General features: G+C 60.8%; 24 protein-coding genes. 15 read left to right on the top strand and 9 right to left on the bottom strand.

Translation table 11 applies throughout. The features are described 5' to 3' along the window. Positions 1–13: 13 nt before the first annotated feature. The 3 genes from HHL24_RS04145 to HHL24_RS04135 all read right to left on the bottom strand — a co-directional run bounded on the left by HHL24_RS04145 (position 14) and on the right by HHL24_RS04135 (position 2,251). Positions 14–676 (bottom strand): amino acid ABC transporter permease, encoded by a 663-nt coding sequence (locus HHL24_RS04145; RefSeq protein ID WP_169484145.1) that lies wholly within the window; start codon positions 674–676, stop codon positions 14–16. Between the two features lie 9 nt (positions 677–685). After that, positions 686–1,333, bottom strand: coding sequence for an amino acid ABC transporter permease (locus HHL24_RS04140; RefSeq protein WP_169484143.1), 648 nt, complete (start codon positions 1,331–1,333; stop codon positions 686–688). A gap of 93 nt (positions 1,334–1,426) precedes the next feature. Beyond that, a complete protein-coding gene (locus HHL24_RS04135; protein WP_169484141.1) occupies positions 1,427–2,251 on the bottom strand; it encodes a transporter substrate-binding domain-containing protein in 825 nt (274 codons plus the stop codon). 296 nt (positions 2,252–2,547) lie between these two features. On the opposite strand from HHL24_RS04135, the gene HHL24_RS04130 reads away from it, so the two are divergent. Then, positions 2,548–3,942, top strand: coding sequence for an FAD-binding oxidoreductase (locus tag HHL24_RS04130; RefSeq protein WP_169484418.1), 1,395 nt, complete (start codon positions 2,548–2,550; stop codon positions 3,940–3,942). 210 nt (positions 3,943–4,152) lie between these two features. On the opposite strand, the gene HHL24_RS04125 is transcribed toward HHL24_RS04130, so the two are convergent. Beyond that, a complete protein-coding gene (locus HHL24_RS04125; RefSeq protein ID WP_169484140.1) occupies positions 4,153–4,536 on the bottom strand; it encodes a hypothetical protein in 384 nt (127 codons plus the stop codon). A 304-nt stretch (positions 4,537–4,840) separates the two neighbouring features. On the opposite strand from HHL24_RS04125, the gene HHL24_RS04120 reads away from it, so the two are divergent. Then, the gene (locus HHL24_RS04120; protein ID WP_169484138.1) at positions 4,841–5,392 is read left to right on the top strand and encodes a TonB family protein; all 552 of its coding nucleotides are present in this window, start codon (positions 4,841–4,843) and stop codon (positions 5,390–5,392) included. Between the two features lie 88 nt (positions 5,393–5,480). Here the strand turns inward: HHL24_RS04120 and HHL24_RS04115 are convergent, their stop codons facing one another. Then, positions 5,481–6,410, bottom strand: coding sequence for a LysR family transcriptional regulator (locus HHL24_RS04115; protein ID WP_169484136.1), 930 nt, complete (start codon positions 6,408–6,410; stop codon positions 5,481–5,483). A 103-nt stretch (positions 6,411–6,513) separates the two neighbouring features. On the opposite strand from HHL24_RS04115, the gene HHL24_RS04110 reads away from it, so the two are divergent. The 8 genes from HHL24_RS04110 (at position 6,514) to HHL24_RS04075 (ending at position 16,647) form a co-directional block, all read left to right on the top strand. Then, the gene (locus HHL24_RS04110; protein WP_169484416.1) at positions 6,514–7,956 is read left to right on the top strand and encodes an aldehyde dehydrogenase family protein; all 1,443 of its coding nucleotides are present in this window, start codon (positions 6,514–6,516) and stop codon (positions 7,954–7,956) included. A 17-nt stretch (positions 7,957–7,973) separates the two neighbouring features. Next, on the top strand, positions 7,974–9,020 hold the full coding sequence (locus tag HHL24_RS04105) for a dipeptidase (protein WP_206002711.1): 1,047 nt from the start codon (positions 7,974–7,976) through the stop codon (positions 9,018–9,020). Between the two features lie 91 nt (positions 9,021–9,111). Then, positions 9,112–10,668, top strand: coding sequence for a BCCT family transporter (locus tag HHL24_RS04100; RefSeq protein WP_169484134.1), 1,557 nt, complete (start codon positions 9,112–9,114; stop codon positions 10,666–10,668). Next, on the top strand, positions 10,665–12,437 hold the full coding sequence (locus HHL24_RS04095) for a hypothetical protein (RefSeq protein WP_206002710.1): 1,773 nt from the start codon (positions 10,665–10,667) through the stop codon (positions 12,435–12,437). The genes HHL24_RS04100 and HHL24_RS04095 overlap by 4 nt, the downstream gene beginning before the upstream one ends. Positions 12,438–12,439: 2 nt before the next feature. Next, positions 12,440–13,180, top strand: coding sequence for a DUF3726 domain-containing protein (locus HHL24_RS04090; RefSeq protein ID WP_169484132.1), 741 nt, complete (start codon positions 12,440–12,442; stop codon positions 13,178–13,180). Then, on the top strand, positions 13,167–13,580 hold the full coding sequence (locus HHL24_RS04085) for a RidA family protein (RefSeq protein WP_169484131.1): 414 nt from the start codon (positions 13,167–13,169) through the stop codon (positions 13,578–13,580). Before HHL24_RS04090 ends, HHL24_RS04085 begins: the two co-directional genes overlap by 14 nt. 558 nt (positions 13,581–14,138) lie before the next feature. Continuing rightward, on the top strand, positions 14,139–15,113 hold the full coding sequence (locus HHL24_RS04080) for a response regulator (protein WP_169484413.1): 975 nt from the start codon (positions 14,139–14,141) through the stop codon (positions 15,111–15,113). A gap of 73 nt (positions 15,114–15,186) precedes the next feature. Then, positions 15,187–16,647, top strand: a complete 1,461-nt coding sequence (locus tag HHL24_RS04075) for a sensor histidine kinase (protein WP_169484129.1) — start codon at positions 15,187–15,189, stop codon at positions 16,645–16,647. Between the two features lie 74 nt (positions 16,648–16,721). Here HHL24_RS04075 and HHL24_RS04070 read toward each other — a convergent pair whose 3' ends face one another. Further along, positions 16,722–17,219, bottom strand: a complete 498-nt coding sequence (locus tag HHL24_RS04070; protein WP_169484411.1) for an acyl-CoA thioesterase — start codon at positions 17,217–17,219, stop codon at positions 16,722–16,724. 90 nt (positions 17,220–17,309) lie between these two features. Continuing rightward, complete coding sequence (locus HHL24_RS04065) at positions 17,310–18,125, bottom strand: AraC family transcriptional regulator (protein ID WP_230417326.1); 816 nt, start codon at positions 18,123–18,125, stop codon at positions 17,310–17,312. Between the two features lie 147 nt (positions 18,126–18,272). Between HHL24_RS04065 and HHL24_RS04060 the strand changes: the two genes are divergently transcribed. After that, on the top strand, positions 18,273–18,830 hold the full coding sequence (locus HHL24_RS04060) for an MSMEG_1061 family FMN-dependent PPOX-type flavoprotein (protein ID WP_230417325.1): 558 nt from the start codon (positions 18,273–18,275) through the stop codon (positions 18,828–18,830). A 449-nt stretch (positions 18,831–19,279) separates the two neighbouring features. Here HHL24_RS04060 and HHL24_RS04055 read toward each other — a convergent pair whose 3' ends face one another. Beyond that, complete coding sequence (locus HHL24_RS04055; protein WP_169484126.1) at positions 19,280–19,738, bottom strand: tautomerase; 459 nt, start codon at positions 19,736–19,738, stop codon at positions 19,280–19,282. An 82-nt stretch (positions 19,739–19,820) separates the two neighbouring features. On the opposite strand from HHL24_RS04055, the gene HHL24_RS04050 reads away from it, so the two are divergent. Further along, positions 19,821–20,816, top strand: coding sequence for a GlxA family transcriptional regulator (locus tag HHL24_RS04050; protein WP_169484125.1), 996 nt, complete (start codon positions 19,821–19,823; stop codon positions 20,814–20,816). 116 nt (positions 20,817–20,932) lie between these two features. On the opposite strand, the gene HHL24_RS04045 is transcribed toward HHL24_RS04050, so the two are convergent. Continuing rightward, positions 20,933–21,154, bottom strand: a complete 222-nt coding sequence (locus tag HHL24_RS04045; protein ID WP_169484123.1) for a DUF2964 family protein — start codon at positions 21,152–21,154, stop codon at positions 20,933–20,935. Between the two features lie 198 nt (positions 21,155–21,352). Here HHL24_RS04045 and HHL24_RS04040 point away from each other — a divergent pair, with 198 nt between their 5' ends. The 3 genes from HHL24_RS04040 to katG all read left to right on the top strand — a co-directional run bounded on the left by HHL24_RS04040 (position 21,353) and on the right by katG (position 24,966). Continuing rightward, entirely contained in the window at positions 21,353–21,535 is a 183-nt protein-coding gene (locus HHL24_RS04040; protein ID WP_407947473.1) for a hypothetical protein, read from the top strand. Positions 21,536–21,573: 38 nt separating this feature from the next. Continuing rightward, the gene (locus HHL24_RS04035; protein WP_169484122.1) at positions 21,574–22,407 is read left to right on the top strand and encodes a protein-L-isoaspartate O-methyltransferase family protein; all 834 of its coding nucleotides are present in this window, start codon (positions 21,574–21,576) and stop codon (positions 22,405–22,407) included. A gap of 297 nt (positions 22,408–22,704) precedes the next feature. Beyond that, positions 22,705–24,966 (top strand): catalase/peroxidase HPI, encoded by a 2,262-nt coding sequence (gene katG, locus HHL24_RS04030; protein WP_169484121.1) that lies wholly within the window; start codon positions 22,705–22,707, stop codon positions 24,964–24,966. Positions 24,967–25,023 lie beyond the last annotated feature (57 nt).

Genomic DNA, 25,023 nt, shown 5'->3' with positions numbered 1-25,023 from the left:
CTGGGAATCCCTGTCAGGCGTAAAAACGGGCAAGACGTGTCTCTGCCCATGCGCCGGCGCGTGACGTCGTTTCGACCAATACGAGGTAGCAGACGCACAGCACGAGCAGCGTTTCCATAAAGGCGAACGTCGCTGAGCCGATCCCCGTCAGTACGAAGGTGAGTTCGGGTACGGTGACGATCGAGAGGACGGCGGTTTCCTTGCTCAACACGATGGTGAGATTGGTGAGTGCGGGCACGATCAGCACGAGCATTTGCGGGAGCTGAACGCGCCATACCGTTTGCAGGCGGGACAAGCCGAGACATTGCGCCGCTTCGAGATGGCCCTTCGGGACTGAGCGGAATCCCGAGCGGAATGCCTCTGCAAAATAGGCGCTGCTATAGAGACCAAGCCCGATGACACCCGCCGTCATCGGCTCGAGCGTCAGACCGAACGATGGACCGCCGTAGTAGAGCAGAAAGAGCTGGATGAGAAACGGCGTGCCGCGGAAGAACTCGACATACGCACGCAGCAGTGCACGTAACCAGCGGTTGCCGAACAATTGCAGGACCGCAATCATGAAGCCTACAGCGATGCCGATGAGGACGCCCGCAGTCCATGTGCCGATGGTGTAGGCGAGACCCGAGAGTATCGGTTGAAGGTTGTGCGTGATGACGGTGGGATCGAACTGTTTCATCGTATGGCCTCATGCGTGTAGCCGGTGTTCGGCCAGATGAGCAAGCGCTGCAAGCGTGCCGTTGATCACGAAATAGATCAGGCCGGCAGCCAGATACGCTTCAAGTGGCCGATAGGTCCCGGCGGCGATGTTCTGCGCGGTGCGAGTGATTTCAGCAACGCCGACAACGGAGATCAGCGACGATGCCTTGATCAGCAGCACCATCTCGTTTGCGAGCGAGGGCAGCGTGAGGCGGAACGCCTGTGGCACCTGGACGCGCCGCAGCATGTCGAACGGACGGATGCCCAGCATGCGGGCGGCTTCCATCTGACCGGGCGGAATGCTCAGAAAGCCGCCACGGAGGATCTCCGCGACGTACGAGGCGGAACACAGCGAGACCGCGCTGATTGCCGCAACGAGCGGGGGCACGTTGATGCCCACAAAGGGCAGCAGGTAATACACCAGAAGCAGTTGCACGAGCAGCGGTACGCCACGGAAAAAGAACACGTAGGTTCCTCCACATGCGCGCGTGACGGGGTGGGCGGAAAGCCGTGCGGCGCATACGCCGAGCGCCAGGAAAAAGCCGATCACGAGACCGGCGAGCGAGATTCCCACGGTTGCAATGGCCGCCTTGAGCAACAGGGGGAGCGCTTGCGCAAACACAATCGGGCTGAACATGGCGGGGAGCGTCGGAAATAGGGGGCGAAAAGATCAAGCAGGCGTGTGCGGTTGGCTCTGCACCGCACACGCGTGAAGACCGGATTGGCTCGCTCAATAGTTCGGTGTGGGCAGCGAGCTCGGCGTGTCCATTGCGACGCCAAGCCACTTCTTCTGCAAGGCCGCGAGACGTCCGTCTTTGTTCATCTTGACGAGCGCGCCGTCGAACGCGTCAAGCAGCGTCTTGCTGTCCTCATCCTTGCGCATGCAGTAGGCGTAGTAGACCTTCGCGCCGAACGACGGTTGCATGACAGCGAACGTGTCCGGTCGCTGTTTGGCGACATAGGCGATATTGGTCACCGAGTTCGCCACGGCGACGATGCGTCCAGCGGCGAGATCGGAGTAAGCCTGATTAAAGTCGACGTACTCGCGGATTTCAGGCGGCTTGGGCAATGTCGCAGCCCAGACTTTCAGCTGTTCGTACTGTGCCGTGCTCTTGCCCGCACCAACCGTTTTGCCGGCGATATCCGACGATTGTTTGAGGGAGGTGTCGCCGGTGCGCTTGAGCAGCGCATCGGTCGCGTCGGCGATCGGAAGGGTATAGGCGTAGCGGTCCGCGCGCGCCTTCGTTACGGTCAATGGGCCGCCGACCATGTCGAATTTGTGCGCTTCCAGTCCGGGCAGCACGCTCGGCCACGGCAGGTCGATGAAGCGTACCTTCACGCCCAGTTCCTTGCCAATTTCGGCGAACAGATCCTTGTTGAAGCCGGCCTGCTGCCCGTTCTCCAGAAAGTCGAATGGCGCGAACTGCATCTCCGTGCCGACCACCAGTTCGCCGGCTTTGCGCACGTTGGCCAGGTCGTCCGCGTGAGCGCACAGGCTTGCCGCGCACAACGCCAACGTCACCGCACAACTCTTCCAGCCTGCCACCTTGTTCATGGGATTTCTCCTGAGGGATAGAAAAACGCTGTAGGGGTCGCACCGTCGGCGCCGGCCGGTTCGATGTGACGCAGTATATACCGCGTTTTTTTGAAAAACTCCCGGTTTTTCAACATCGTTTACCCATGGTTGCGGTTTATATTTATGCGGTATATACAGCTTGTCAAAACAACCGAAAACCCCCTCAGGAGTGTTTACATGTCCCTTTCGAGTCAACTTTCAGATGGTTTTCTTATCACCTCCCCTGGACGCGTCGCCATTGCGGCCCGGCCGGAGACGTACGCGGGAGTGGCGGTATGAACAACGCGTCCTTTGATGACACGCTCGCGGCGCTACGTGAAGTGCTTGGCGAAGATGGTGTGCGGGTGGGCGCGGCGATCGGCGAACGGTCAATGACGGATTGGACAAAGCATGCTGCGACGCGGCCCGCTGCGTTGCTTCTGCCGCGTACCGTGCAGCAGGTCGCGCGGGCGCTGGCTATCTGCAATGAAGCGCGTCGGACGGTGGTTCCGCAAGGCGGCATGACCGGACTGTCCGGGGGAGCCATTCCCCGGGCATCGGATATTGCACTGTCGCTTGACCGGATGGCCGGGATTGAAGAGATCGACACCGCCTCGGCGACGATGACCATGCTGGCCGGCACGACCTTGCAAACCGCCCAGGAGGCTGCGTTCGAAGCGGGTTTCGAACTGGCATTGGATCTGGGGGCGCGCGGTTCCTGCCAGATCGGCGGCAATCTGGCGACCAATGCCGGGGGCAACCGGGTGATCCAGTCGGGTACCGCGCGCGAGCAGGTGCTCGGACTCGAGGTCGTGCTGGCGAGCGGTGCTGTCCTCAGTTCGATGAACAAGATGGTGAAGAACAACACCGGCTACGATCTCAAGCACCTGTTCATCGGCTCAGAAGGCACGCTGGGGGTCATTACGCGCGCCGTGCTGCGGTTAAGGCCGCAACGCGCCGCACGGCACACGGTCCTCGTCGCGTTCGACGCCTACGACAAGGCGGTGGATCTGCTGCGACGGCTGTCGGCCCAGTTTGGGAGCGATATCAGCGCGTTCGAACTGATGTGGCCTGACTTCTTCCGTTTTGGGGTCTCGCTTACCGCGAGCGGACGTTCGCCGTTCGCCGAGGCCTACCCGCTCTATGCGCTGGTGGAACACGCGAGCTTTGACGCCGCCGATGACGGTGAGTCATTTTCTGCCGTGCTTGGTGAACTGCTTGAGGAGGGCGTGATTCTGGATGCGGTGATTGCGCAATCGGTTAGTGACGCAGAGGCGCTTTGGGCGATCCGCGAATGCACCGCAGAGTTTCCGGTGAAACTGGATCCGGTGAATTTCGACGTTAGCCTGCCCACAGGGGTGCTGGGTGAATTTGTCGACCGTTGCCGTGCCGCGCTCGACGAAAAATGGCCGGCCAACGAGTCCTATTTCTTCGGCCACATTGGCGATTCAAACCTGCACCTCACGGTCGACGGGCGATCGGTGCCGGATGTTTCGCATCACACGATTTACGCGTTTGTTTATGACATGCTGAAACCGTATGGAGGCTCTGTGTCCGCGGAGCACGGCATTGGTCTGCTCAAGCGAGAATTTCTGGCCGTCTCGCGCTCGCCCGAAGAGCTGGCGGCGATGACGGCAATCAAGGCGGCGCTCGACCCGAACGGCATCCTGAATCCGGGTAAGGTGATCTGACCGGTTACGGCGTGGATAGTCCGTCCGATTCCTTTTGCAGGCAGCAGCTATCCGATACGCGACGTGCGCATGAAAGCCGCGTGATCTCGCGGACGGCAGAAAATTGTCGTCCATTTCGGGTGCTCGGGATGCGCGTCGACGTTCGAGGCAAAGCTGCCTTAAGCGTACGTCGAGAGGCGGTCAAAGTTTGATGAGGTGAGAGTGGGTACTTTATATCTTTGGCAACGTGGATTTTCCGCCCCGTTTGCGTGGCTTCGGCTCGACACCCACGCGCGGGTCACGCGCGAGCACGAGCGCCGTCATTCTTTCTACAACCGTTTCAAATGCCGGATCATCTTGCGGTACATAAAGCCATTTTCCGAGCACCGGATGTGGACGCAATGCGGGCAGTTCATCGATGAGCGCGGCATGGCGATCATGCGACGTGCATACCAGCAAACCATTCCACGGTTTGTCGCGATCGGCGGCAATCAGACACAACAGGCCGTCGATATAGGCGGCATCGCTGCCGAACATTCGCTTGCGAATATAGGTTGAATCGCGCTCGAACGCATCGAAGATCCAGACGAGCGAATTGCGGATGGAAGAGGGCATTGGCGCGTAATCCCTGACGATAAGAGCGAAGATGAGCTTACACAGATTCGTCGGCTTTGGCAGCCCGTGTCAAAGCCATGCACGAAGACGTTGGGGCGTCCGCCTGCAGGTCTGGAAACATATGCCCGTGTCGGTTTGGTCTCTCGCTGATATGCTGCCATGCAGTCCGATTCGCTTCGGCATAAAGGCGCGGAATACAATCGCGTCCGGATTTGCCCGGCCGGCTTGCAACATTCGACATCGGCGCGCAGATCGCCAGGAATCGCAAACAGGCATCCAGAATGGCTGACAAGTGGAACCGCATATGAATAACGACAATCGCTGGCTGCCTGCTTTTGCCTCATTCGCGCTGTGTCTGTTGGCAGCATGCACGACGACCGGCCCGCAAAGCGAAAACGCTCCCACGCTACCATCGGCTGCCGACGTAACAAGCCGCTGTCTGGCACGCGCGGCAGGCAGCGGGGAGCCGACTCCAACGCTCGATCACTTAACCGGATTGCAATGGCACCGCTACGTGGGTTGTGCGTTGGCAAGCAATCTGTCCGTCGATTTACGCAGCGTCCCCGACAACCCGGAGGCGATTGTTTCTATCCGGCTCAACGCTGACGGGTCGGTCGATTCGGTCGCGCCGCTGCACTCCAGCGGCAATCAGGCGTGGGACACTGCGGTGCAACGTGCGATAGCGGCTGCCTCGCCGTTACCCGCAGCACCGGCGAAGCACGATTTTTCGAGAGTCGACCTCCATTTCAGGCCTCAACGTCGTCCGGTCGGCATTGGCGGCAGCACGGGACTCACGGATGAAAGCCATTGGTCGGTGGTTCATTGCACGACGGTGCAACACGCCACCGCGTGCTAATAGTCGGTACCCTGGAATATGCGGCTGACAACCCGGATGCGCGTTCCAGAAACGCGTTTGTGCGTCTCTAGTCGCCCTCGGATCAGGACTACCTGTCCGAGTCAGGAAGCAGCCGACGTACCAATTCAGGAAACTGCGACGCGTCGAGGTCCTCAACGAAGCTCGCTCTCAGAGCGTCTGCCGCCGGGCTGAGCGAGCGTCCCGCAAGTTCGACAAAACCCACTGTGCGTTCGATTCGCGGTGCATCGAGCGGAATGAATCGCAGCGTGTCGCGGTAACGCTGCTTCGCGAGATAGGGCAATACCGTGAGCCCGACTCCGCCCTCGACCGCGGCCAGCAGCGTGGTGGTGTTGGCGATGAAAATCTCGTCCTGCTCGGCCGCGGCTTCGCGCACCGCGGCAGGCAGGGCGCGCATCGTGCCGTTGCCGATCATCCGGTACCCGGACAGGTCGCTCCATTCGATGCGGCGTTGTTTGAACAGCGCGTGTCTGGCATTCACGACCACGCACATCACGTCTGCAATCAGTGGCGTGAAGCTCAGTTCGGCTTCGAGTTCCGGCTCGCCGGCGATGCCGAAATCGATCGCGCCGGAGCGTACCCGATCGTGGATGTACGCGGCAGTGCCGTCTTCCACGTGAAGCTGGATGCCGGGATATCGCGCGGTGAAGCGGCTGATCGCGCGCGGCAGTAATTCGTGGGCGATCGACGGCACAGCGGCAACCCGCACGCGGCCGCCACGCACCCGCGCGACGTCAATGGCCGCGGCGATCGTGCGTTCGTAATGCTCGACGAGCTTCCTCGCTTCGCCATAGAACACGGAGCCGAACGGTGTTGGCGTCGCATGGCTGCCCTTTTCAAAGAGCGGCGCGCCGAGCGCGGCTTCCAGTTCCTTTATGGATAGCGACAGCGCGGGCTGGCTGCGGAACACGGCCTTCGCTGCGGCCTTGAAGCCGCCATGCTCGATGACGGAAACGAAATGCCGCAACTGCGCGATCTTCACATCCGGGAAACGGTCCATGGGCTAGATAAGTTTTGCAAATATTTCTATCAAAACAATTGGTTTTGATTATTTTACGCTTGTTTCTAGAATCGGTCTCATGTCAAACGCATAGAGATCGATGATGAATCCGCAGACCTTTTTGAACTGGATCGACGGCCGCTGGGTCGCTGGCGAAACGCTTGTTGAAAACCGCAGTCCGTCCGACACGAACGACCTGATCGGTTGCTACACCCAGGCGACCAGCGCGCAAGTGCATGCCGCCATTGCGGCCGCAGCCCTGGCGCAACCCGTTTGGGCCGCCACCGGGCTCGAAAAGCGGCACGACGTGCTGCGGGCCATCGGTGACGAGCTGATCGCCCGGAGTCAGGAACTCGGACGGCAACTGGCGCGGGAAGAGGGCAAGACGCTCGCGGAAGGCGTCGGCGAAGTCTATCGCTCAGGACAGTTCTTCCATTACTTCGCCGCCGAGGTGCTCCGCCAGTTAGGCGGTAAGGCCGATTCGGTTCGCCCGGGCATCGAGATCGATATCCAGCGCGAGGCGCTCGGTGTCGTCGGCGTAATCACGCCCTGGAATTTCCCGATGGCAACCGCGAGCTGGAAAATCGCACCCGCGCTCGCGTTCGGTAACGCCGTGCTGTTCAAGCCGGCCAATCTGACGCCCGCCAGCGCATGGGCGCTCACGGAAATCATCAGCCGCCAGGCGTTGCCTGCCGGCACCTTCAATCTGCTAATGGGTGCGGGCGCATCGGTTGGCAACGAGCTGGCTGCTTCCCAATCGGTCAACGGCATTTCCTTTACCGGCTCGGTGGATACCGGCCGGCGCATCGCGGGCGTCGCCGCGCCGAACCTCATCAAGCTGCAAATGGAGATGGGCAGCAAGAACGCGCTCGTGGTGCTCGAAGATGCGGACCTCGACCTCGCCGTCGAATGCGCTTTCCAGGGCGCGTATTCAGGTACGGGGCAAAAGTGCACGGCCTCGTCGCGGCTGGTGGTGACACACGCGGTGCATCGGCCGTTTGTCGAGCGGCTCACCGCAAAACTGCGCAGCGTGAAGGTCGGGCGTGCGCTCGATGACGGCGTGCAGATGGGCCCGGTCGTCGATGGGCGCCAACTCGAACAGAACCTCCGGTACATCGAGATCGGCAAGCGCGAAGGCGCACGGCTCGTGCATGGCGGCGAACATCTCGCGCAGCCCGAACGCGCGTATTGCATGTCGCCGGCCTTGTTCGACGATGGCCGCAACGACATGCAACTCAATCGCGACGAAGTGTTCGGCCCGATTGCCTGCGTGATCCCTGTGCGCGACTACGACGAGGCGCTGGCGGTTTCGAACGATACGCCATTCGGTCTGACGGCCGGCATCGTTACGCAATCGCTCAAGCACGCCACGCATTTCCGGCGCCACGCTCAGGCTGGCTGTGTGATGGTGAATTTGCCGACCGCGGGAACCGACTATCACGTGCCATTCGGCGGCCGCAAATCATCGAGTTACGGCCCGCGCGAGCAGGGTCCCAATGCAGCCGAGTTCTATACGACGCTGAAGACTTCCTACACGCGCGCCTGAACGGACGGGAATACGCCATGAGCATTCATAACGCCTTGCTTGTCGTCGACGGTACACAGTACTCGAACTGGAACCGCCAGATTTTTGAAGAGATGCGCGCCGGCGGAGTGGCCGCGGTCAATGCGACGATCGTCTACTGGGAGAATGCGCGCGAAACGCTGTCGCGCATCGCCGAATGGAACTCACTTTATGAGCGCCACAGCGACCTCGTGATGCCGGCGCGCACGATGGACGACATTGCACGGGCAAAGGCCGCCGGCAAGATCGCGATTCTCTACGGATTGCAAAACTGTTCGCCGATTGAGGACGATATCGGCCTCGTCGAAGTATTCCGCGATCTCGGCGTGCGCACCATGCAACTGACGTACAACAACCAGAGCCTGCTGGCGACTGGCTGCTACGAGTCGTCCGACAGCGGTGTCACGCGGTTTGGCCGTGTGGTGATCAAGGAAATGAACCGCGTCGGCATGATTGTCGATATGTCGCACAGCGCTGAGCGCTCGACGTTGGAGGCGATCGAGATTTCCGGTCAGCCGATCGTGATCAGTCATGCGAATCCAAGCTTCTTTCACGAAGCCAAACGCAACAAATCGGACCACGTATTGCGTGCTCTGGCCGCGCGCGGTGGGTTAGTCGGATTCAGCCTCTATCCGTTCCATCTGAAGAACGGCAGCCGCTGCACGCAGGGCGAATTCACCGACATGGTGGCGCGAACTGTCGATCTGGTCGGTATCGACCACGTGGGCATCGGCAGCGATCTATGCCAGGGGCAGCCCTATAGCGTGCTCGAGTGGATGCGCAATGGCCGCTGGAGCAAGGAGACGGATTTTGGCGAAGGCAGCGCGAACCATGCCGCGTGGCCCGAACCGGTCAGCTGGTTCCGTTCGAGCGCGGATTTTCCAAACCTGACGGCCGCGCTGGAGCACGCAGGCTTTGCCGAAGCCGATATCGCGAAGATCATGGGTGGCAACTGGATCCGGATTCTACGTGACGCGGAAAGCAGCCGTTACGCGGCCGCACCCGAGACATGTGAGGCGCAACGCAGCGCAGCAGCTATGTCCTAGCCGCCGTGCCGCTTCATCCCAACAATTCAAACGGCACCGCCTTGCTACAACAACGTACGGCGCTATAACGATTTATCCTCCTGGAGGAGACATGGAAATTCCAACTACGGCGAGCATTGCAGCCAAAGGTCATGCAGTGGCCCATCGCAAAGGAAGCATCGACTGGCCCATTTTCTGGATCAGCGGCGGCTTCTTCCTGCTGTTCCTGATTGCAGCGCTGGTCAATCTGCCCTGGTTATCCACGGCGGTGGACACGGTTTTCACCTGGGCCACAAGAGGGTTCGGGCTCTACTGGCAAGTGCTGATGGTCGCCACCTTCGCGGTCAGTCTCGGCATTGCGTTCTCGAAACTCGGGCGCGTGAAGCTTGGCGGCGTCGCGCAGACCCCATCCAACTCGACGTTCAACTGGGTGGTGATCATCATGTGCGCGTTGCTGGCGGGCGGCGGCGCTTTCTGGGCAGCCGCCGAGCCGTTGATGCATTTCGTCAACCCACCGCCTTTCTACGGCGTGGCAGGCAGGACCTATGAAGGCGGTGTCGCGGCACTCGCGCAATCGTTCCTGCACTGGGGCTTTCTTGCGTGGGCCGTGCTGGGCAGTCTGCTGAGCATCGTGTTGATGCATTTGCACTATGACAAGGGCTTGCCGCTTGCGCCGCGTACCTTGCTGTATCCGTTGTTCGGCGCACGCGCTCTCAAAGGGCCGATTGCCGCGATAGCCGATGCAACGTCGATCATTGCGGTTGCCGCGGGGACAATTGGACCAATCGGCTTTCTCGGACTGCAGATTGCCTACGTCCTGCATTCCGTCTGGAACGTACCCGACACGATCACCACGCAGGCACTCGTCATTCTTGCGGTCACTGCGATTTTTACGGCGGCTTGCATCGCCGGTCTCGAAGGATTGCGCTTTGTCTGCAAGATACATGTGTGGTTGATGCTCGGACTCTCCGCATTCCTCTACGTGTTCGGGCCGACCGAGTTTTTGACCACGGTCTTTTTCAAGGCGTTCGCCACGCACATCGTCGATTTCGCGCAGACCGCCATGTATCGCGGCGACGGCAAGTGGCTCAATTCATGGACGCTTTTCTACTGGGGCTGGTTCATCGGCTATGCACCGATCATGGCGATCTACGTCGCGAAGGTGTCGCGAGGCCGCACGATCCGCGAAGTCGTGGTGCTGCTGTCAGTTGCCGCGCCACTGATCACGATGCTGTGGTTCACGCTGGTCGGCGGAACGGGAATCGGCATCGAACTGAAGTCGCCCGGTGCGGTGATCGGTCATGGGACGCAACCCGAGGCGCTGCTGCTAGGTGTTGCTCAGGCGATGCCGTTGCGCAATCTGATTTCCGCGCTGTTCCTGTTTCTCAGCTTCTTCTCGGTGGTTACGAACGGCGGCTCAATGGCCTACACCATCGCGATGGCGGTGACCGGCGATCGTGGTGAGCCTGGGAACTGGCTGAAGATTTTCTGGGCTGTCGGCATGGGTCTGGTGGGTGCGGTGTTGATTACGATGGGCGCAGGCGGCGTGAGTGCGTTGCAGTCGTTTATTGTGATTACGGCCGTGCCTGTGTCGATCATCATTCTGCCTTCGCTGTGGGACGCGGTTCGCATTGCCCGCACGATGGCTGCCGAGCAAGGAGTGAAATGATGGCGCACGACGCGATCATGGAAGAAAAACGCGAGCGCCTGGCGGGATTGGGCGAGCCGGCGCGCACCACTGTGCTTCCCAGTGCACCGTTACGTAGTCCCGACATCACGAACCGTACCGAGCGTCTCGGCGCGATGCACGGTACCCGCCTGAGCTTCGTGCGTTCGCTCGTGCGACGCATGGCACGCGACAACTGGCGGGTCCGCATCACGCACATGGATCTCGACGATAACGGCTACGGCGTCTGCATCTACACCATCGAGGCCTACGGCGAGCGCTACAGTCAGGTGATTTTCTCGCAACATCTCGACGATGCCGAGCGGACCGACCGGGTCATCGCGCAGAAGTGGGACGTCACGTCGGCGCTGATCAGCGGTGTCCCGAGTGCCGCAGACATCGAGTATCTGCGCGGCAACGTGCCGTTGCAGGAAGCCGGCCGTCTGCGTGCAAACGATCTCGTCTTGTGCCGCGCGAACAAGAGCGTGCGTAACTTCGGTTATGTAGTGGAGTGCCTCGCCGCGGGCCGGCAACCCGATCCCACCGTTTTTGAACGGGTCGGCTATCTGATCCGAACGACGGCGGTATACGGCAACGGCAAATTCGGCATTGCGGATTATCCGCGGCTTGTCGACAGCCAGGCATTCAACCGCGGCTTTTCAGCCCAGATGTGCGCCGTATTCCTGTTGCGCGACTTCAGCGTGCAACTGGTCGAACACGTCGCGGCACGGCGCAATCCACGTGCCGCGGTCAGGCTCGCGCATAGTTTCCGGCGCTATCTCGGCGTCGGCAACGCAACCGGTCTAGGCATGGCGCCCTTCCTCGTGCGCCATCCCGTGCAGGTCGACCAGTGGATACGCGCCCGCGAAACCGCGTTGGCGCGCGTGCTGGCAGTTGAATCGATCGATCGCGATGCGTTCGCACGTTGTATGGGATTGCTCGCACGGGCGGCGCGCCACGTTGCGCAGGTTCACACTGATCACCCAGCGGAAGCGGCCCGCAATGCGCTGATCCTCACGGAATTGCCGCGCCTCGAGCATGAACTTCAAATCGGCTACGAGCGAAAAGGGGCATTCTGCTGGAGCGAGTTGTTTGCATGGGCGGCTCAACAGCTTTCCTGTGCGACGCAGGAAATCCTCGTTACGGTATTACTCGAGCTCTATCCAGACCTCGTGGATTCGATCGAATGCGCGGCGCCGGTCGCTGATGCGCTGATCCTGAATCCGGACATGTGCGTCGGCGAGTTGCTGCAGATCATCGAGCGCGACTATCGCTGGGCCTTGACACAACCCGCCGCGCAACGCGACGACGACCATTTCTTCTGGTACAGGTCGGCGGAGAAGGAGGAACCGAGGCTTGGCGTGCGTGCCGAGGAGGCTGGGGCGGAGCGGGAGTTACCGCTGGATATAGCGCGTCAGGTATTGCGCCTGCATGCGCAACTGAAGGCCGGAACAGACGCCACACGCAATGTCGCGGAGTTCGTCGGCGAGTTTGGCTACTATCGCGCCATCGTGCGGCGAATCCAGACGCTTGCCTCGCACGCTTATGGCGAAATCCGTCACAACCTGCTCGCGCGTGACACGCTGCCCATCGACCTGATGCGAGCCAAGCTATCGATGTTCGGTGCGAGCAAGTTCGATCCGAAGTCGAATCTGTGGGTTCGGGTCACGCTGTTTCAGGGGGCGCCGACGCTCGACGATCTGGCGCCGGACATGGTCGACGATTGGGCGTTTCCGTGCGTGCCAGGCGGAAGTGAGAAACGGAGCGCATAAACATGAAGATGGCGATCAACGAATTGAACTCGCTGTGCCGCAGCGCGCTGGAAGGTAGCGGCTGGGCACAAGGCGATTATGAGGACGCCGCAGACGCCGCCGTGTGGCTGCAGGCGATGGGTTTTGGCGGTATGGACGCCATCGGCGGGCTGCTTGGTGTCGCGCGTGACGAGAACTACAGCGTCGAGCCGGCGCTTCCGGGCGCGCGCGGCGCGCGCCCGGAGCGGGCCACATCCTCGGCCGGACTCGCAGGCTGCCTGTTGTCATTCGAACTGGCGTGGGCGAGGGCGACGCAGGCGGGTGCGGCAACGGTGCGGATATCGAATGCATTGTCGCCGCGTCTGGCGCTCTACGGTCTGAAGGCGATGAGCACGCGCGGCCGCCGTTTCGATCTCTCGTGGACAGACCCCGCGGGGCGTCACTTCGCCACCACGTCGGGGCACAGTGAATATCCGGATTACCTGGGCTTCAGCAAGCACACAGGGGCGAGCGCGCGGGAAATCGTCGTCTGCTGCATGGCGCACGGCGATGCATTCGGAGCGCAACCGGCCGCGGGCCAACATCTCGCGGGCGCGATCGATTCGACGGAGCTGGATGGGCGTTATCGCGATGCACTGTGGCGTGGCATCGACGTGGACGCTGCGCAGGTCGGCCGCCTGATCGAGTGGAAGAACAAGGTGCTGGTCCCGGCAACGCAGGCGTCGCGAGAGCACGGCGCGGGAGGCGCAGATGACGGATTCTGACCTGCGCAACGCGGTAGCCGGTAACGTCGAGGCTATCAATACGGGTCTGCCGCAAGGCCCAAAACAGCTCTTCGAGTGGGCGGTTCTCGGCAACGGTACGCTTTATACGGCGCAAATACCGGTGGGTCCCAATGGTGCAGTCGTAGCGGGCGGTATTGAAAAGCAGGCGCAGCAGGTGTTCGGGAACTTGCTGCAGACACTCGCTGCGGCGGGAGCGTCACATCGCGATGTCGCGCAGATTCTGATCTACGTGACAGATCGGGCCTGGTTGCCAGCGGTCAACGCGGTCTATCAGCAGTGTTTCTCGGCGCCCTTCCCAAACCGGGCGTCGTTCGTCGTGGCTGGGCTTGCTCGTGAGGAAATGTTGGTGGAGATCGTGGCTTATGCCTGTGTGTGTTAGCGTGGGCGATCTGGATTGAACTCGGGTTCAGGTGACGTGACAGTTGGCTCGTACTGAGGCCACACCGCTTCGGCATCGACGACGGCTTCATGAAGTGCACATGCGCGGGGCGGCAGGGGGCCGCCTTGTGCTTCGAGCATCTCGCCAACCGGGTCGTCATGCGATCGGATAGAACTTCGTCACGATGGAGCGGGACCAGAAGCGGCCTTCAGCATTCGTGCAATCAGTTGACGAACCGCCTGCCGGCCGATCAACCGGGGGTTCCACGGGGGGGCACGCGGCCTCCAGCCTGGCTCCCGCATCAACTTGTCCGCTGCGACGTCAATCCCTGACATAGACATCCCAAACTCCGGGATCACCGCAGCAGAATAACGGGCTCGACCTGATTAAAATCAAATATCCCATTCGCATACTATGACGGAAAGGCCGTGCAAGTTTGCACTGTTCATGCAAAGACACCGGTACTATATGGTTCAGCGGGAATCGGCCCGGGAGCCAGCGTGAGAGAAGCCGGCGTGTAGGCCGGTGCGAGGCGCGCTACATATTCCACGTAAAAACATGAACAATTTTATTCGACCCCCTGTGTTCTATCCGGCATCTGTCGTTTTCGTGGACGACAGCGACAGATACCTTGATGCATTGCGCCGATTCTTTCCGGATATTTCAACCAATCTGTTTTTCACGCGCCCTCAAACCGCACTCGCTTTCATCCGCAAACATGCCCGCGAGAATTCGCTGGCGTTTGCGCCGGCGTCGGCCGGTCTGAGTGAGACCGGCCTGGAGCGGTTTGTCGAAAGCTCGGCCGAGCGAGACGTACTGACCCGGGACTCGCGATTTGCGGAGGTGGCCGCGGTTGTCGTCGATTACGACATGCCCGGACTGAGCGGTGTCGAATTCCTTTCGTCCATCTCCAATTTGCGCTGCGCGAAGGTGCTCCTGACCGGCGTCGCGGATGAGACCGTCGCGGTAAAGGCCTTCAATGCCGGCATCGTGGATCTCTATCTGCGAAAGACGGATGCCGATTCAGCCAACCGATTGGTCCATTTTCTGAAAGACGCCAGAAACAGGCATTGTTCAGAGGCCGGCTGGTTGGGCTTAGGCGAAAACGGCATGACCTATTGCGATCCGCGAACGAGAAAGGTGATCGACACGGTGGTTGCCGCTGAAGGCATCGTCGAGTACTACTGGCGTCCGGAGCAGAATGCGATCCTGATGTTCGACCGTGCGGGCAACCCGAGCGTTTTCCTTGCGTGGGCTGAGAATGACTGGATCTCGCAGGCGGAGATCGTGGCGGATGAGAGTGGGCCGGCGGATCTGTTGAGGCGCATGGCGGTACGCGAGTCGATGCCCGTTTTCTGGCCGCACCTGGCGTTTCGTCCCGGCGCGGACTTCAGGACGGTAACGCCGCAAACAATCCCGGGCTGGGATGACGCCTTCTATTGCTGGACCCGAATTGATTCGACCGACGTGGGTTTGAGCACGCTGACATTTTCGCAATGGCGGCGTGACCGGAATCAGCAAGCCCACACATGAGGGATTGGCCCGTTCGCATACTCCGCGATAAAAATGCCGGAATAGACCAACGTTTTCAGACGCATTGAGCCACATGTACGCCATTCCGACCGCCTTTGTGTCTGCGCTGTTCGTGGTGTTCGGCCTTTACGTGCTCATCACACAAGGCGTGACGCGTCTGTCCGCGCCATTCCTTTTGATGTGCACGGCGACCTTTGCATGGCAGGGCACATGGACCTTGCTGTTCCAGACGGAAGATCCCCACATTGCGAGCGTGCTGGTTCGGGTCGGTTATCTCTTCATTCTCTTCCTGCCTACCACGTTCTATCACTTCGTCACGGAGGTGGCGGCAAGGCGCCGTGAGCAGCCGGTATTGCTCGCGTCATACGGTATGTGTCTTGTCCTGGCCGTGCTGCTGCCCGGCAACGAAGTTGTCGCCGGCTACCGGCACTACTTCTTCGGTTACTATCCGAGCGCCGGGCCGCTACATCCTTTGCACGTACTGCAGACCGTGTTGCTTGCCGCCCGCAGCGGACAGCTTCTGCTCGCCGCCCGCAAGCAGGCCGGTAGGGAAGCGCGCAGGCGCCTCGATCTCTGCTTTGCAAGTCTTTGCCTGTATTCGCTTGCGGCAGTCGACTATGCGGTCAACTACGGTTACGCGTTCTATCCGCCGGGTGTGCTGTTCATTGCCCTCAGCCTGGGGCTTCTCGCGATCACGATTGTCCGTTATCACCTGATTCACCCCTATGCGATCGCCGCGACCATCGCGCACGAAATCGCGACGCCGCTCGCGACGATCGCCATGCACGCCGACGAGATCGCCAGCGTGTGGGGTCATGTGTTCAAAGGTTACCGGCTGGCCGTCACACATGGGCTTTACGACGAGCAGGAGGTGCATTCCGGGCAGTCCGAACGCATCAGCGAGCTCGCCACGGCGATCAGACGAGAGGTATCGGGCACCAGCGCGATGGTCGAAATGGCGCTCGCCTCGTTCACCCTGGATCGGCTGGACCGCACCCGCTTTAGCCCTCATTCCATCCAGCAATGCGTGGCGTCGGCGCTGGAGCGCTATCCGTTCCGTGGCGACGAACGGGCACGCGTCACCGTGGCGCCGATCGACGCCACGCTATGCTTTTCGGGCTCGGACACACTGGCGGTTTTTGTCCTGTTCAACCTGCTGAAAAACGCGTTGCACGCAATTCACGTGAGCGGCGAGGGCGAGATCGCAATCAGTGCGGTTCAGGAGCAGGGCTTTTGCGTACTGCGATTCCGCGACACGGGGCCGGGCATCGCGCCCGATGTGCTGCCGCATATTTTCGACGCTTTCTTCTCGACCAAGCGGCACGGAAGCGGCGCGGGAATGGGGCTCGCATTTTGCCGCCGCGCTGCGGAGCTTCTGGGCGGCAGTATCGAATGCAGTTCGATGCGCGGTGCGCATACCACTTTCACCGTGCGCTTGCCGGTACCGGGCTCGCCGGCGGACCGCGCACTGAGCAAACCGCCGGCGCGTTCCTCGCGCCGGCGGCAAAAAGTGAAAGTTAAGGTTGAAAGTTAAGCGTGGAAGTTAAGGGTGAACCTTAACGATGGAACTCAGCGGAAAAACTGAACGGCGAAAGTCAGCCGCTGAGCTCAGGCGGCTAGCGCCGTCGACAGCAGTTCATACTCCTTGACCCGCTCGACGATCCCTTCCGGGAAGCGCCTGATCTTCCGGTCCCGTCCGGCATACAGGATCTGCTGGTAGCCCTGTGAAACCTGGCGCCCATCCACACAAAAGCGAAACAGCAGGTAGGCCGAGCACTGCTTGACCTGCACCGTGTTCAGATAGCAATCCACGCGCTGGAAAGGGAAGGTTTCGTGGACGTATTCCTGGTGCGCGCGTTTGGTCACGAACATGCCGTCCGATCCCAGCAAGTCGTTGTGTATGCACTCATGAAACCACCGCTCGCGGCAAACACCTTGCCACTCGAAGTAACGTGAGAAATACGTATTCATGAACGCGTTCGAGTCTTTCAGATAAATGTCGAACGTATGGTGGAAGGTCTTTAGCGAGGCCGTGCCAATCGGGTCTTCCGAAAGAAGGGCGGATCCTCGGGTCAGGGCGGTAGGGATTGCGTCACGCATCAACATACGATTTTCCTTTTGCAGGAACGGCTGCTTGCGGCAACCACGCATGCCTCCCTCTGCGGCAGGCACATCCCATTCTGTTGGGGATGTGGGCTATATGGCTATTGGCTGACAAACATGCGATGCAGAAAAATAACGCCCCGGTGTCATACCGAAGGTTCGACGAAACAGCGCAATGAAAGCACTGACGTTGTCGTAGCCCAGATCCAGGGCGACGGCCGTAACCGGTTGCCCGGCCGCCAGTAGCTCGAGCGCACGCATGAGTCGAGCTCGTTGGCGCCACGTTGTAAAGGTAAATCCGGTTTCCGCGACAAAGCGCCGGCTCAGGCTGCGGGGCGCAACATTCACCAATTGCGCCCACTCGGTGAGCGTACGAGATATCGCAGGGTCGTCGACCAACTCGACGGCGATACGGCTCAGGCGTGCGTCTCGCGGCATGGGCAGGCCGAACTCGTCCGGCGGAGCGCCAGCGATCTCGTCGAGAATGACGTTGACGACGTGTGTCTGCCTACGATCCAACGGTCCCAACTCCCACTGCGCCGCGCTCAAAACGGCCTCGCGCAGCAGTCCCGAAACCTCAATGGTGCGCGCCTCGCCTGGCAATTCAGCACAGTAAGCCGGCGCTATGTACACGGCCCAGCCAGAAAACGGTCCGTGCGACCGCGCTGCGTGGACATGCGACGGCGGGATCCACACGGCACGCGTTGTTGGCACTACCCATGCACCCAGCCTGGTTCTCACCGTCAGCAGGCCGGAGAATAGACCCAGCAACTGACCGGACGGATGGCTATGAGGATCGGATACCCTGGGCTCGCTTTGCCGCCCCGCCACGGCAATGAGCGGCGGATCGCTGTCCGTCATCGAGTGGACGCGATTTATTTTTTCTTGCAGAAGCTGTGACGCGAGCATGGCATCTTTGAGCTATTGGATGGCAGCTATAGCTTACCAGCGCCACACTAGCCGGCGCTATCCTCTGCTTCATGTCAATTTTCCAGGGGAAATGCCATGTCTGAGGCCGCCGTCGACTTGAGCCAACTCTATGCTCCGCCATCGGAAATGATCGTCAAAGGCGTGATGGATCATCTGCTGCCTTTTCATGTTGCCTACCTGAGGGTCGCGACGTTTTTCTGTCTGGCGACGGGCAATGCAGATGGGTTGGACGCATCCCCGCGTGGAGGCGCACCGGGCTTCGTGCATGTTCTGGACGACAGGACCGTGGCGTTCGCCGATTGGCCGGGAAACAACCGCATCGCATCCTTGCAGAACCTGGTCGACGACAATCGCGTGGCCATGCTGTTTATCTTCCCCGGGCTTGAGGTTTTCTTGCGCATTAACGGGCGCGGTGCGCTCTCCGTGAGCCCGGATCTGCTAGCGCGCCTTGCCGAGGCAGGGCGCATGCCCAAGACCGCGATCGTGGTCTCAATCGACGAAGTGCTGTTCCATTGCGGAAAGGCGATCAACCGGGCGAATCTCTGGAGTGCGGACGCATACATTGACGGGAAGAGCGTGCCGTCGCTGGGCGACATGAAAGCGGTATTGACGGGGCAGAGCAAAGCTGCGGCCAACGAGATGGATGACGCATACTACCGCTCCGTGCGCAACGATTTGTACTGACTTTTATGCCTCGTGAATGGTGGTCGCGCGGAACAACCGACGCGCGCCGTTGTCGGAAGCGCTGATCGCGGCTTTCGCCCACTCGCGCATCGCAATTTCGTATCTGGAGACGGCCTGACGCAGGTCCGGCCCGCTCGCCGCCGCGCCGGCGAGCGTCGCTGCGTCCCGCAGTGCCCATGCCGGCCGAGCGTCGGCTACTCGCGATAGCGAACCTTCTGATCGGGCATCTGGAAGTCGAGAGAACGCTTGCCGAGCCCGCTTTGTGGGCGGGCCTTTCGGCGCGAACCGCGCGCAGGCACTTCGTTGCGCAGACTGGCATGAGTTTCGTGCAATGGCGCCAACAGGCTCGTCTCGCGTCGGCGCTCTCACGTCGGACGTTGACCGGCTATCGAACCACCATGCGACAGATCACAGGATGAGCATCTCGCCGGCAACGTCCTAACGTAGGGTCAGTTAGCAGGGCAAAGTGATTTCAAGTGGGCGAACCCGGCCGCCTCCGCGAAGTCTGGGAGGCGCCAGATTGCGCCGTTTACTCCCCATGAGCCCTCCGCGACATCATGCACGATCACTGACGTAGCCAGCCGACGTTGGTCTGCAGGGGGCGACGCCTGCCTGAAGGCATCGTGGACCAGGCCGACGTATCGGGCACGGGCGGCCCCGTCCAGCACCCCAGCGGGCAGGTAAATCATCGCAACGCACGGCAAAAGCTGTGCTGTCACGTCTATTGCTCCGCACGTCCAGAATCCCGGCGCGACTTCGTCGACCACGACCCAGCATAGGGTGCGCTTCTTCGGGTCGTCGGGAATCTGTTCTGCACTTGCAGCCGCATCATTAAGCAGACGTACTAGCGTCTCGCGATGCTGGTTGGGAAAAGAATCCTTGGGAAGTTTGACGAGAATGTTTGGCAACTGAATCCCTTTATTTGTGGACAGGAGCTTGCATTAGAGCGCGGGGATGCGCAGAATCCGAGTGTCTGTCAGGACATCTTTCATGCGTATCCAGCCATTCTGTGATTTCACGATTCTCGTTCTTGGCGGCGCTTATCCCTCGAGCGTCGCGCTAACACTCGACATACTGTCGGCTGCAGCTTCGGTGGCAGCACGCGTCGGCGTCGCTGCCCCTCGATGGCGTATCTACTCGACTGCCGGCAACAGGGTGCAACTCGGGCACGGCCTTGCAATCGATGCGAAGCCTTTGCCGAAGGCCACGCGCGCCGATGGTTCGATCTGGATCGTGCCGGGACTGGGGCTGGAAAGCCCGCTCGATATTCCGGGCCGTTTGGAACAAGACGACGCGCTCACGGCAATAAAGGCTTTACGGGCTCACGCGAAGCGTGGCGGCACCGTCGCGGCGTCCTGTTCTGCTGTTTTCCTGCTACAGGCGGCCGGTCTGCTAGCCGGTCGCCGGGTGACAACGTCGTGGTGGCTAGCCTCGTTACTTCAACGTGTGGATAAACGCTGCACTGTCGATGCAAACCGGATGGTGATTGAAGACGGCCAGGTCGTGACAGCGGGCGCAGCACTCGCTCAAACCGATTTGCTGTTGTATTTGCTCCGTGACAGGTTCGGTCCGGCGTTAGCAGATACGTTATCTCGTGTGCTTCTTATCGACGCGCGGCAGGCGCAGGCACCGTTCATCTCTGCGTCTCTGTTCGCCAGTGGGAGCGAGCTCATCAGCAAGATCGTCGCGTATGTAGAGGCCTCGCTGCCTGAACTGCCTGGTTTGGCGGAGCTGGCGGCGCAGTTTTGCATGTCGGAACGAACGTTCACGCGTCACGTTCGGGCCGCCACGGGTCGCAGCGCGCAGGATTTGTTGCAAAGCATTCGGCTTGGCAGGGCGCGCATGCTGCTTGCCACGAGTCGGATGACTGTCGAGCAGATCGCCGGGCAAGTGGGCTACAGCGACGCAACGGCGCTCAGAAGAATGATGCGTAAGCTTGTCGGCGCAACCCCGAGGCAGTTCAGGCCGAGCGCGTACGAAGCGTGACGTTGATCTGGCATGGACAGGTTTGACTGTCCGCTTCGCTCTTTCGCGAACGGCAGCAAGCGGGCCGGTCCGATCGCTGCTTTCGATTTATGCGCGGAGCCGCGCATCGGTTCTCCTCATCCGGCTCCCGTCAGCATCAAAATGTAGGTGATCGTCGACACGACGATGACACACACGCCGGTAATGACCTTCGTCGAGTTGAACTCGACGAGGCCAAATACGCAAATAGCGATACCGAAAACTGCCATCAAAGTGCCGATAGTCGCAAGCAGGACCCGCACCTTGTTCCCGGTCGTTTCCTCCGGATTTTCAGTCGCTTCCATCTGATCAGGTTTCATGAGGAATCCCCACGCGACACGAGCGCGCGGCCTCCAGCCATCGATGACCGGCTGGGGAGATTCTTCAGACAATCTGGCGCCCCTACGTACCGGTACATTCATTGTAGAAAGTCTGGCTTACACATCAACACGCGCCTGGTTGCTACCTTGGCCACTTCCGTCGCGGCCACGGAGCTTTCGCTGCGCTGACGGGCTGGAATCCGATCGGGAAAATCCGTCGTCCGGCGGCGAGGCGCGGGACACGGTTCACACCCGGGCGGCACGGTCGCCGGGCAGCGTCTTTACCAACTCGTGCGGCAATCCTGCGATGTTGCGGATCACACATTCTCGATCGAGTTTCTGGGGCCGGGCGTGCAAGCGTATGCATTTACATTCGGCTAAGCTGAGGTGGAAGGCATGTCGCACGTAAAGGTCTCGAAATGGATCGTCAGCAAAAGCTTGCCATCGTCCGCCGAGCGTATGCCAGGCGGCTCATGGCTTCGGAAGGCATTACAAATCCGGGCATTGAGGCGGCATTCGCTGCGGTCGAACGAGAACGCTATCTGGGTCCCGGGCCGTGGCCAATCTTGCACTCCGTCGGTTACATCCCGACGCCTGACGCCGATCCCGTCCATCTTTATGCCGATGTTCTGATTGGCATCATTCCGGAACGCGGCCTTAACAACGGCATGCCGTCCTACCATGTGTCGCTTCTCGCAAGCGCCGACATTCGAGCCGGTGACCACGTGGTTCATATTGGAGCGGGTGTCGGCTACTACACGGCCATCATGGCCTGTCTCGTTGGCCCTTCTGGCAGGATCACCGCCATCGAGTTCGATGCCGGCTTAGCCAGGCGCGCGGCCACGAATTTCTCGAATGCGACGAACGTTCAGGTGCTCCAGGGCGACGGCTTCTCGATGTCCTTTGATCGGGCTGACGTGATCTATGTCAACGCGGGCGTAACCCATCCCGCCGACGTCTGGCTCGATCGCTTAAACGACGGCGGCCGGCTGATTCTCCCCCTGACGCCGAATTACCAACACGGTGCGGTATTTCGAATTGAACGCAATGGCGATGAATATTTCGCCGCCTGGATCTCCGCGGTCGGCCTCTACCCGTGCGAAGGAGGGCGCGATGACGCGTCGGAAGCCGCGCTTGACGCCGCCTTTCAAAAGGGCGGCTGGCGCGCCGTAACACGCCTGTACCGCACCGGTGATCTGCCAGATGAGCGATGCTGGTTGCGTGGAGCTCAGTGGGCCCTGGCCTACGACTGATGCCACGTCATAGTCGTCACCTATCAACGGCATTGCAAGAATCGCATTCTATTGACGGCCACTCGCACCTATATTTTGAGTTGCAGTAGCTTGCCGACGCGAGCCGATCTCGCCCAACGCACGCCACGACACCCGTCATCGGACGAAAAGCATGCGCGTCGGGTAATCGACAGTGGTACACCCAAGTGCCCATGATGATTTCCGGACAACCCTGCCTGCACGGATCGGCGATGCATCATAGAATCCAGACGCCGTAGCAGAAAAAGTAGTGGGTATGTCCTCACAAGGAGATAACGCATGTCAAGCGAAGCAAAGTGCCCGTTCAACCATGCCGCCGGCGGCGGCACGACGAATCGTGACTGGTGGCCGAAGCAACTACGGCTGGACCTGCTCAGCCAGCACTCCAGTAAGTCCAACCCGTTGGACAACAGCTTTAACTACGCCGAGGCTTTCAAGACCCTTGACCTGGCCGCGGTGAAGAAGGACCTCGCGGCGCTGATGACCGATTCGCAGGATTGGTGGCCGGCAGACTTCGGCCACTACGGTCCGCTATTTATCCGCATGGCGTGGCACAGCGCCGGCACGTACCGTATCGGCGATGGCCGCGGCGGTGCCGGGCGAGGCCAGCAGCGTTTTGCGCCGCTCAACAGCTGGCCGGACAACGTCAGCCTCGACAAGGCTCGCCGCCTGCTCTGGCCGATCAAACAGAAGTACGGCCAAAAGATTTCCTGGGCCGATTTGCTGATCCTCACCGGCAACGTCGCGCTCGAGACCATGGGCTTCAAGACTTTCGGCTTCGGCGGCGGTCGCGAGGACACCTGGGAGCCGGACCTCGACGTCTATTGGGGTAACGAAAAGACCTGGCTGGGCGGCGACGTCCGTTATGGCAAGGGTGCAGCAGGCAGTAGCGACGACGAAGGCGTGATCGTGGCCGATGCGGAACTGCACGGCAGCGAAGTCAGCCGCGACGACAACGGACGTAACCTGGAAAACCCGCTGGGCGCCGTGCAGATGGGCCTGATTTATGTGAACCCGGAAGGTCCCGACGGCAATCCTGACCCGCTCGCCGCGGCACATGACATCCGTGAAACCTTCGCACGCATGGCCATGAACGACGAGGAGACGGTCGCGCTGATCGCCGGTGGACACACCTTTGGCAAGACGCACGGCGCCGGTCCCGCCGACAACGTGGGTCCGGAACCCGAGTCCGCCGGCCTCGAGAACCAGGGGCTGGGCTGGAAGAACAGCTTCGGCACGGGGAAGGGCGCCGACGCGATCACCAGCGGCCTGGAAGTCACCTGGACCACCACGCCGACGAAGTGGGGCAACGGCTTCTTCGAGAACCTGTTCAAGTACGAATGGGAACTGACGAAGAGCCCCGCCGGTGCCAACCAATGGGTCGCGAAGGGCACTGACGAAACGATCCCGGACGCTCACGATCCATCGAAGAAGCGGCGGCCGACGATGCTCACCACCGACCTCTCGTTGCGCCTCGACGCTGCCTACGAGAAGATCTCGCGGCGTTTTCTGGCGAATCCCGACCAGCTCGCCGATGCCTTCGCCCGAGCATGGTTCAAGCTGACCCACCGCGACATGGGGCCGCGCGTCCGCTACCTTGGCCCGGAAGTGCCGGCCGAAGAGCTGCTCTGGCAGGACCCGATCCCGGCGGTCGACCACCCGCTGGTCGATGCTCAGGACATCGCATCACTCAAGCAGAAGATCCTGGCGTCAGGGCTATCCGTTTCGCAGTTGGTTTCGACTGCCTGGGCATCGGCATCCACCTTCCGCGGTTCCGACAAGCGCGGCGGCGCCAATGGCGCACGTATTCGCCTCGCTCCGCAGAAAGACTGGGCGGTCAACCAGCCCGAGCAACTGGCAAAGGTGTTGAAGGCCCTCGAAGGCATCCAGAGCGAGTTCAACGGTGCACAGTCCGGCGGCAAGAAGGTCTCGCTGGCCGACCTGATTGTGCTGGCCGGCAGCGCCGGTATCGAGAAGGCGGCGCAGAGCGCCGGCCGCCAGGTCAGCGTGCCTTTCACGCCAGGTCGCATGGACGCTTCGCAGGAACAGACCGACGTCGAATCCGTCTCGGCACTTGAGCCGGTTGCCGACGGCTTCCGAAACTATCTCAAAGGCAAATACAAAGTCCCGGCCGAGGCTTTATTGATCGACAAGGCGCAATTGCTGACTCTGACCGCTCCCGAGCTGACCGCGCTCATCGGCGGCTTGCGCGTGCTGAACGTGGGGGCCGGGCAGAATCCGCAAGGCACCTTCACTCAAAAGCCGGAAACGCTGACCAACGACTTCTTCCGCAACCTGCTCGACATGGGTACGGAATGGAAACCAGCGTCGGCGGCTGCAGACGTGTTCGAGGGGCGTGACCGCAAGAGCGGCGAGTTGAAGTGGACTGGCAGCCGCGTCGATCTGGTCTTCGGTTCGAATGCTCAGTTGCGCGCCCTAGGCGAAGTCTATGCAAGCGAGGACGGGCAGGAGAAATTTGTCGGCGACTTCGTCGCAGCCTGGGTCAAGGTGATGAACCTTGACCGGTTCGAACTCGCCTAAGCGGGCGCGGGAACCCGCCGGGGTTGTCACCCTGGCGGGACTTCGCCCAGCCATGCG

Source organism: Paraburkholderia polaris (genome assembly GCF_012927345.1).
Lineage (GTDB): Bacteria > Pseudomonadota > Gammaproteobacteria > Burkholderiales > Burkholderiaceae > Paraburkholderia > Paraburkholderia polaris.
The sequence above is the reverse complement of the archived record's forward strand: the minus strand, read 5'-3'. Positions and strand labels throughout refer to the sequence as shown.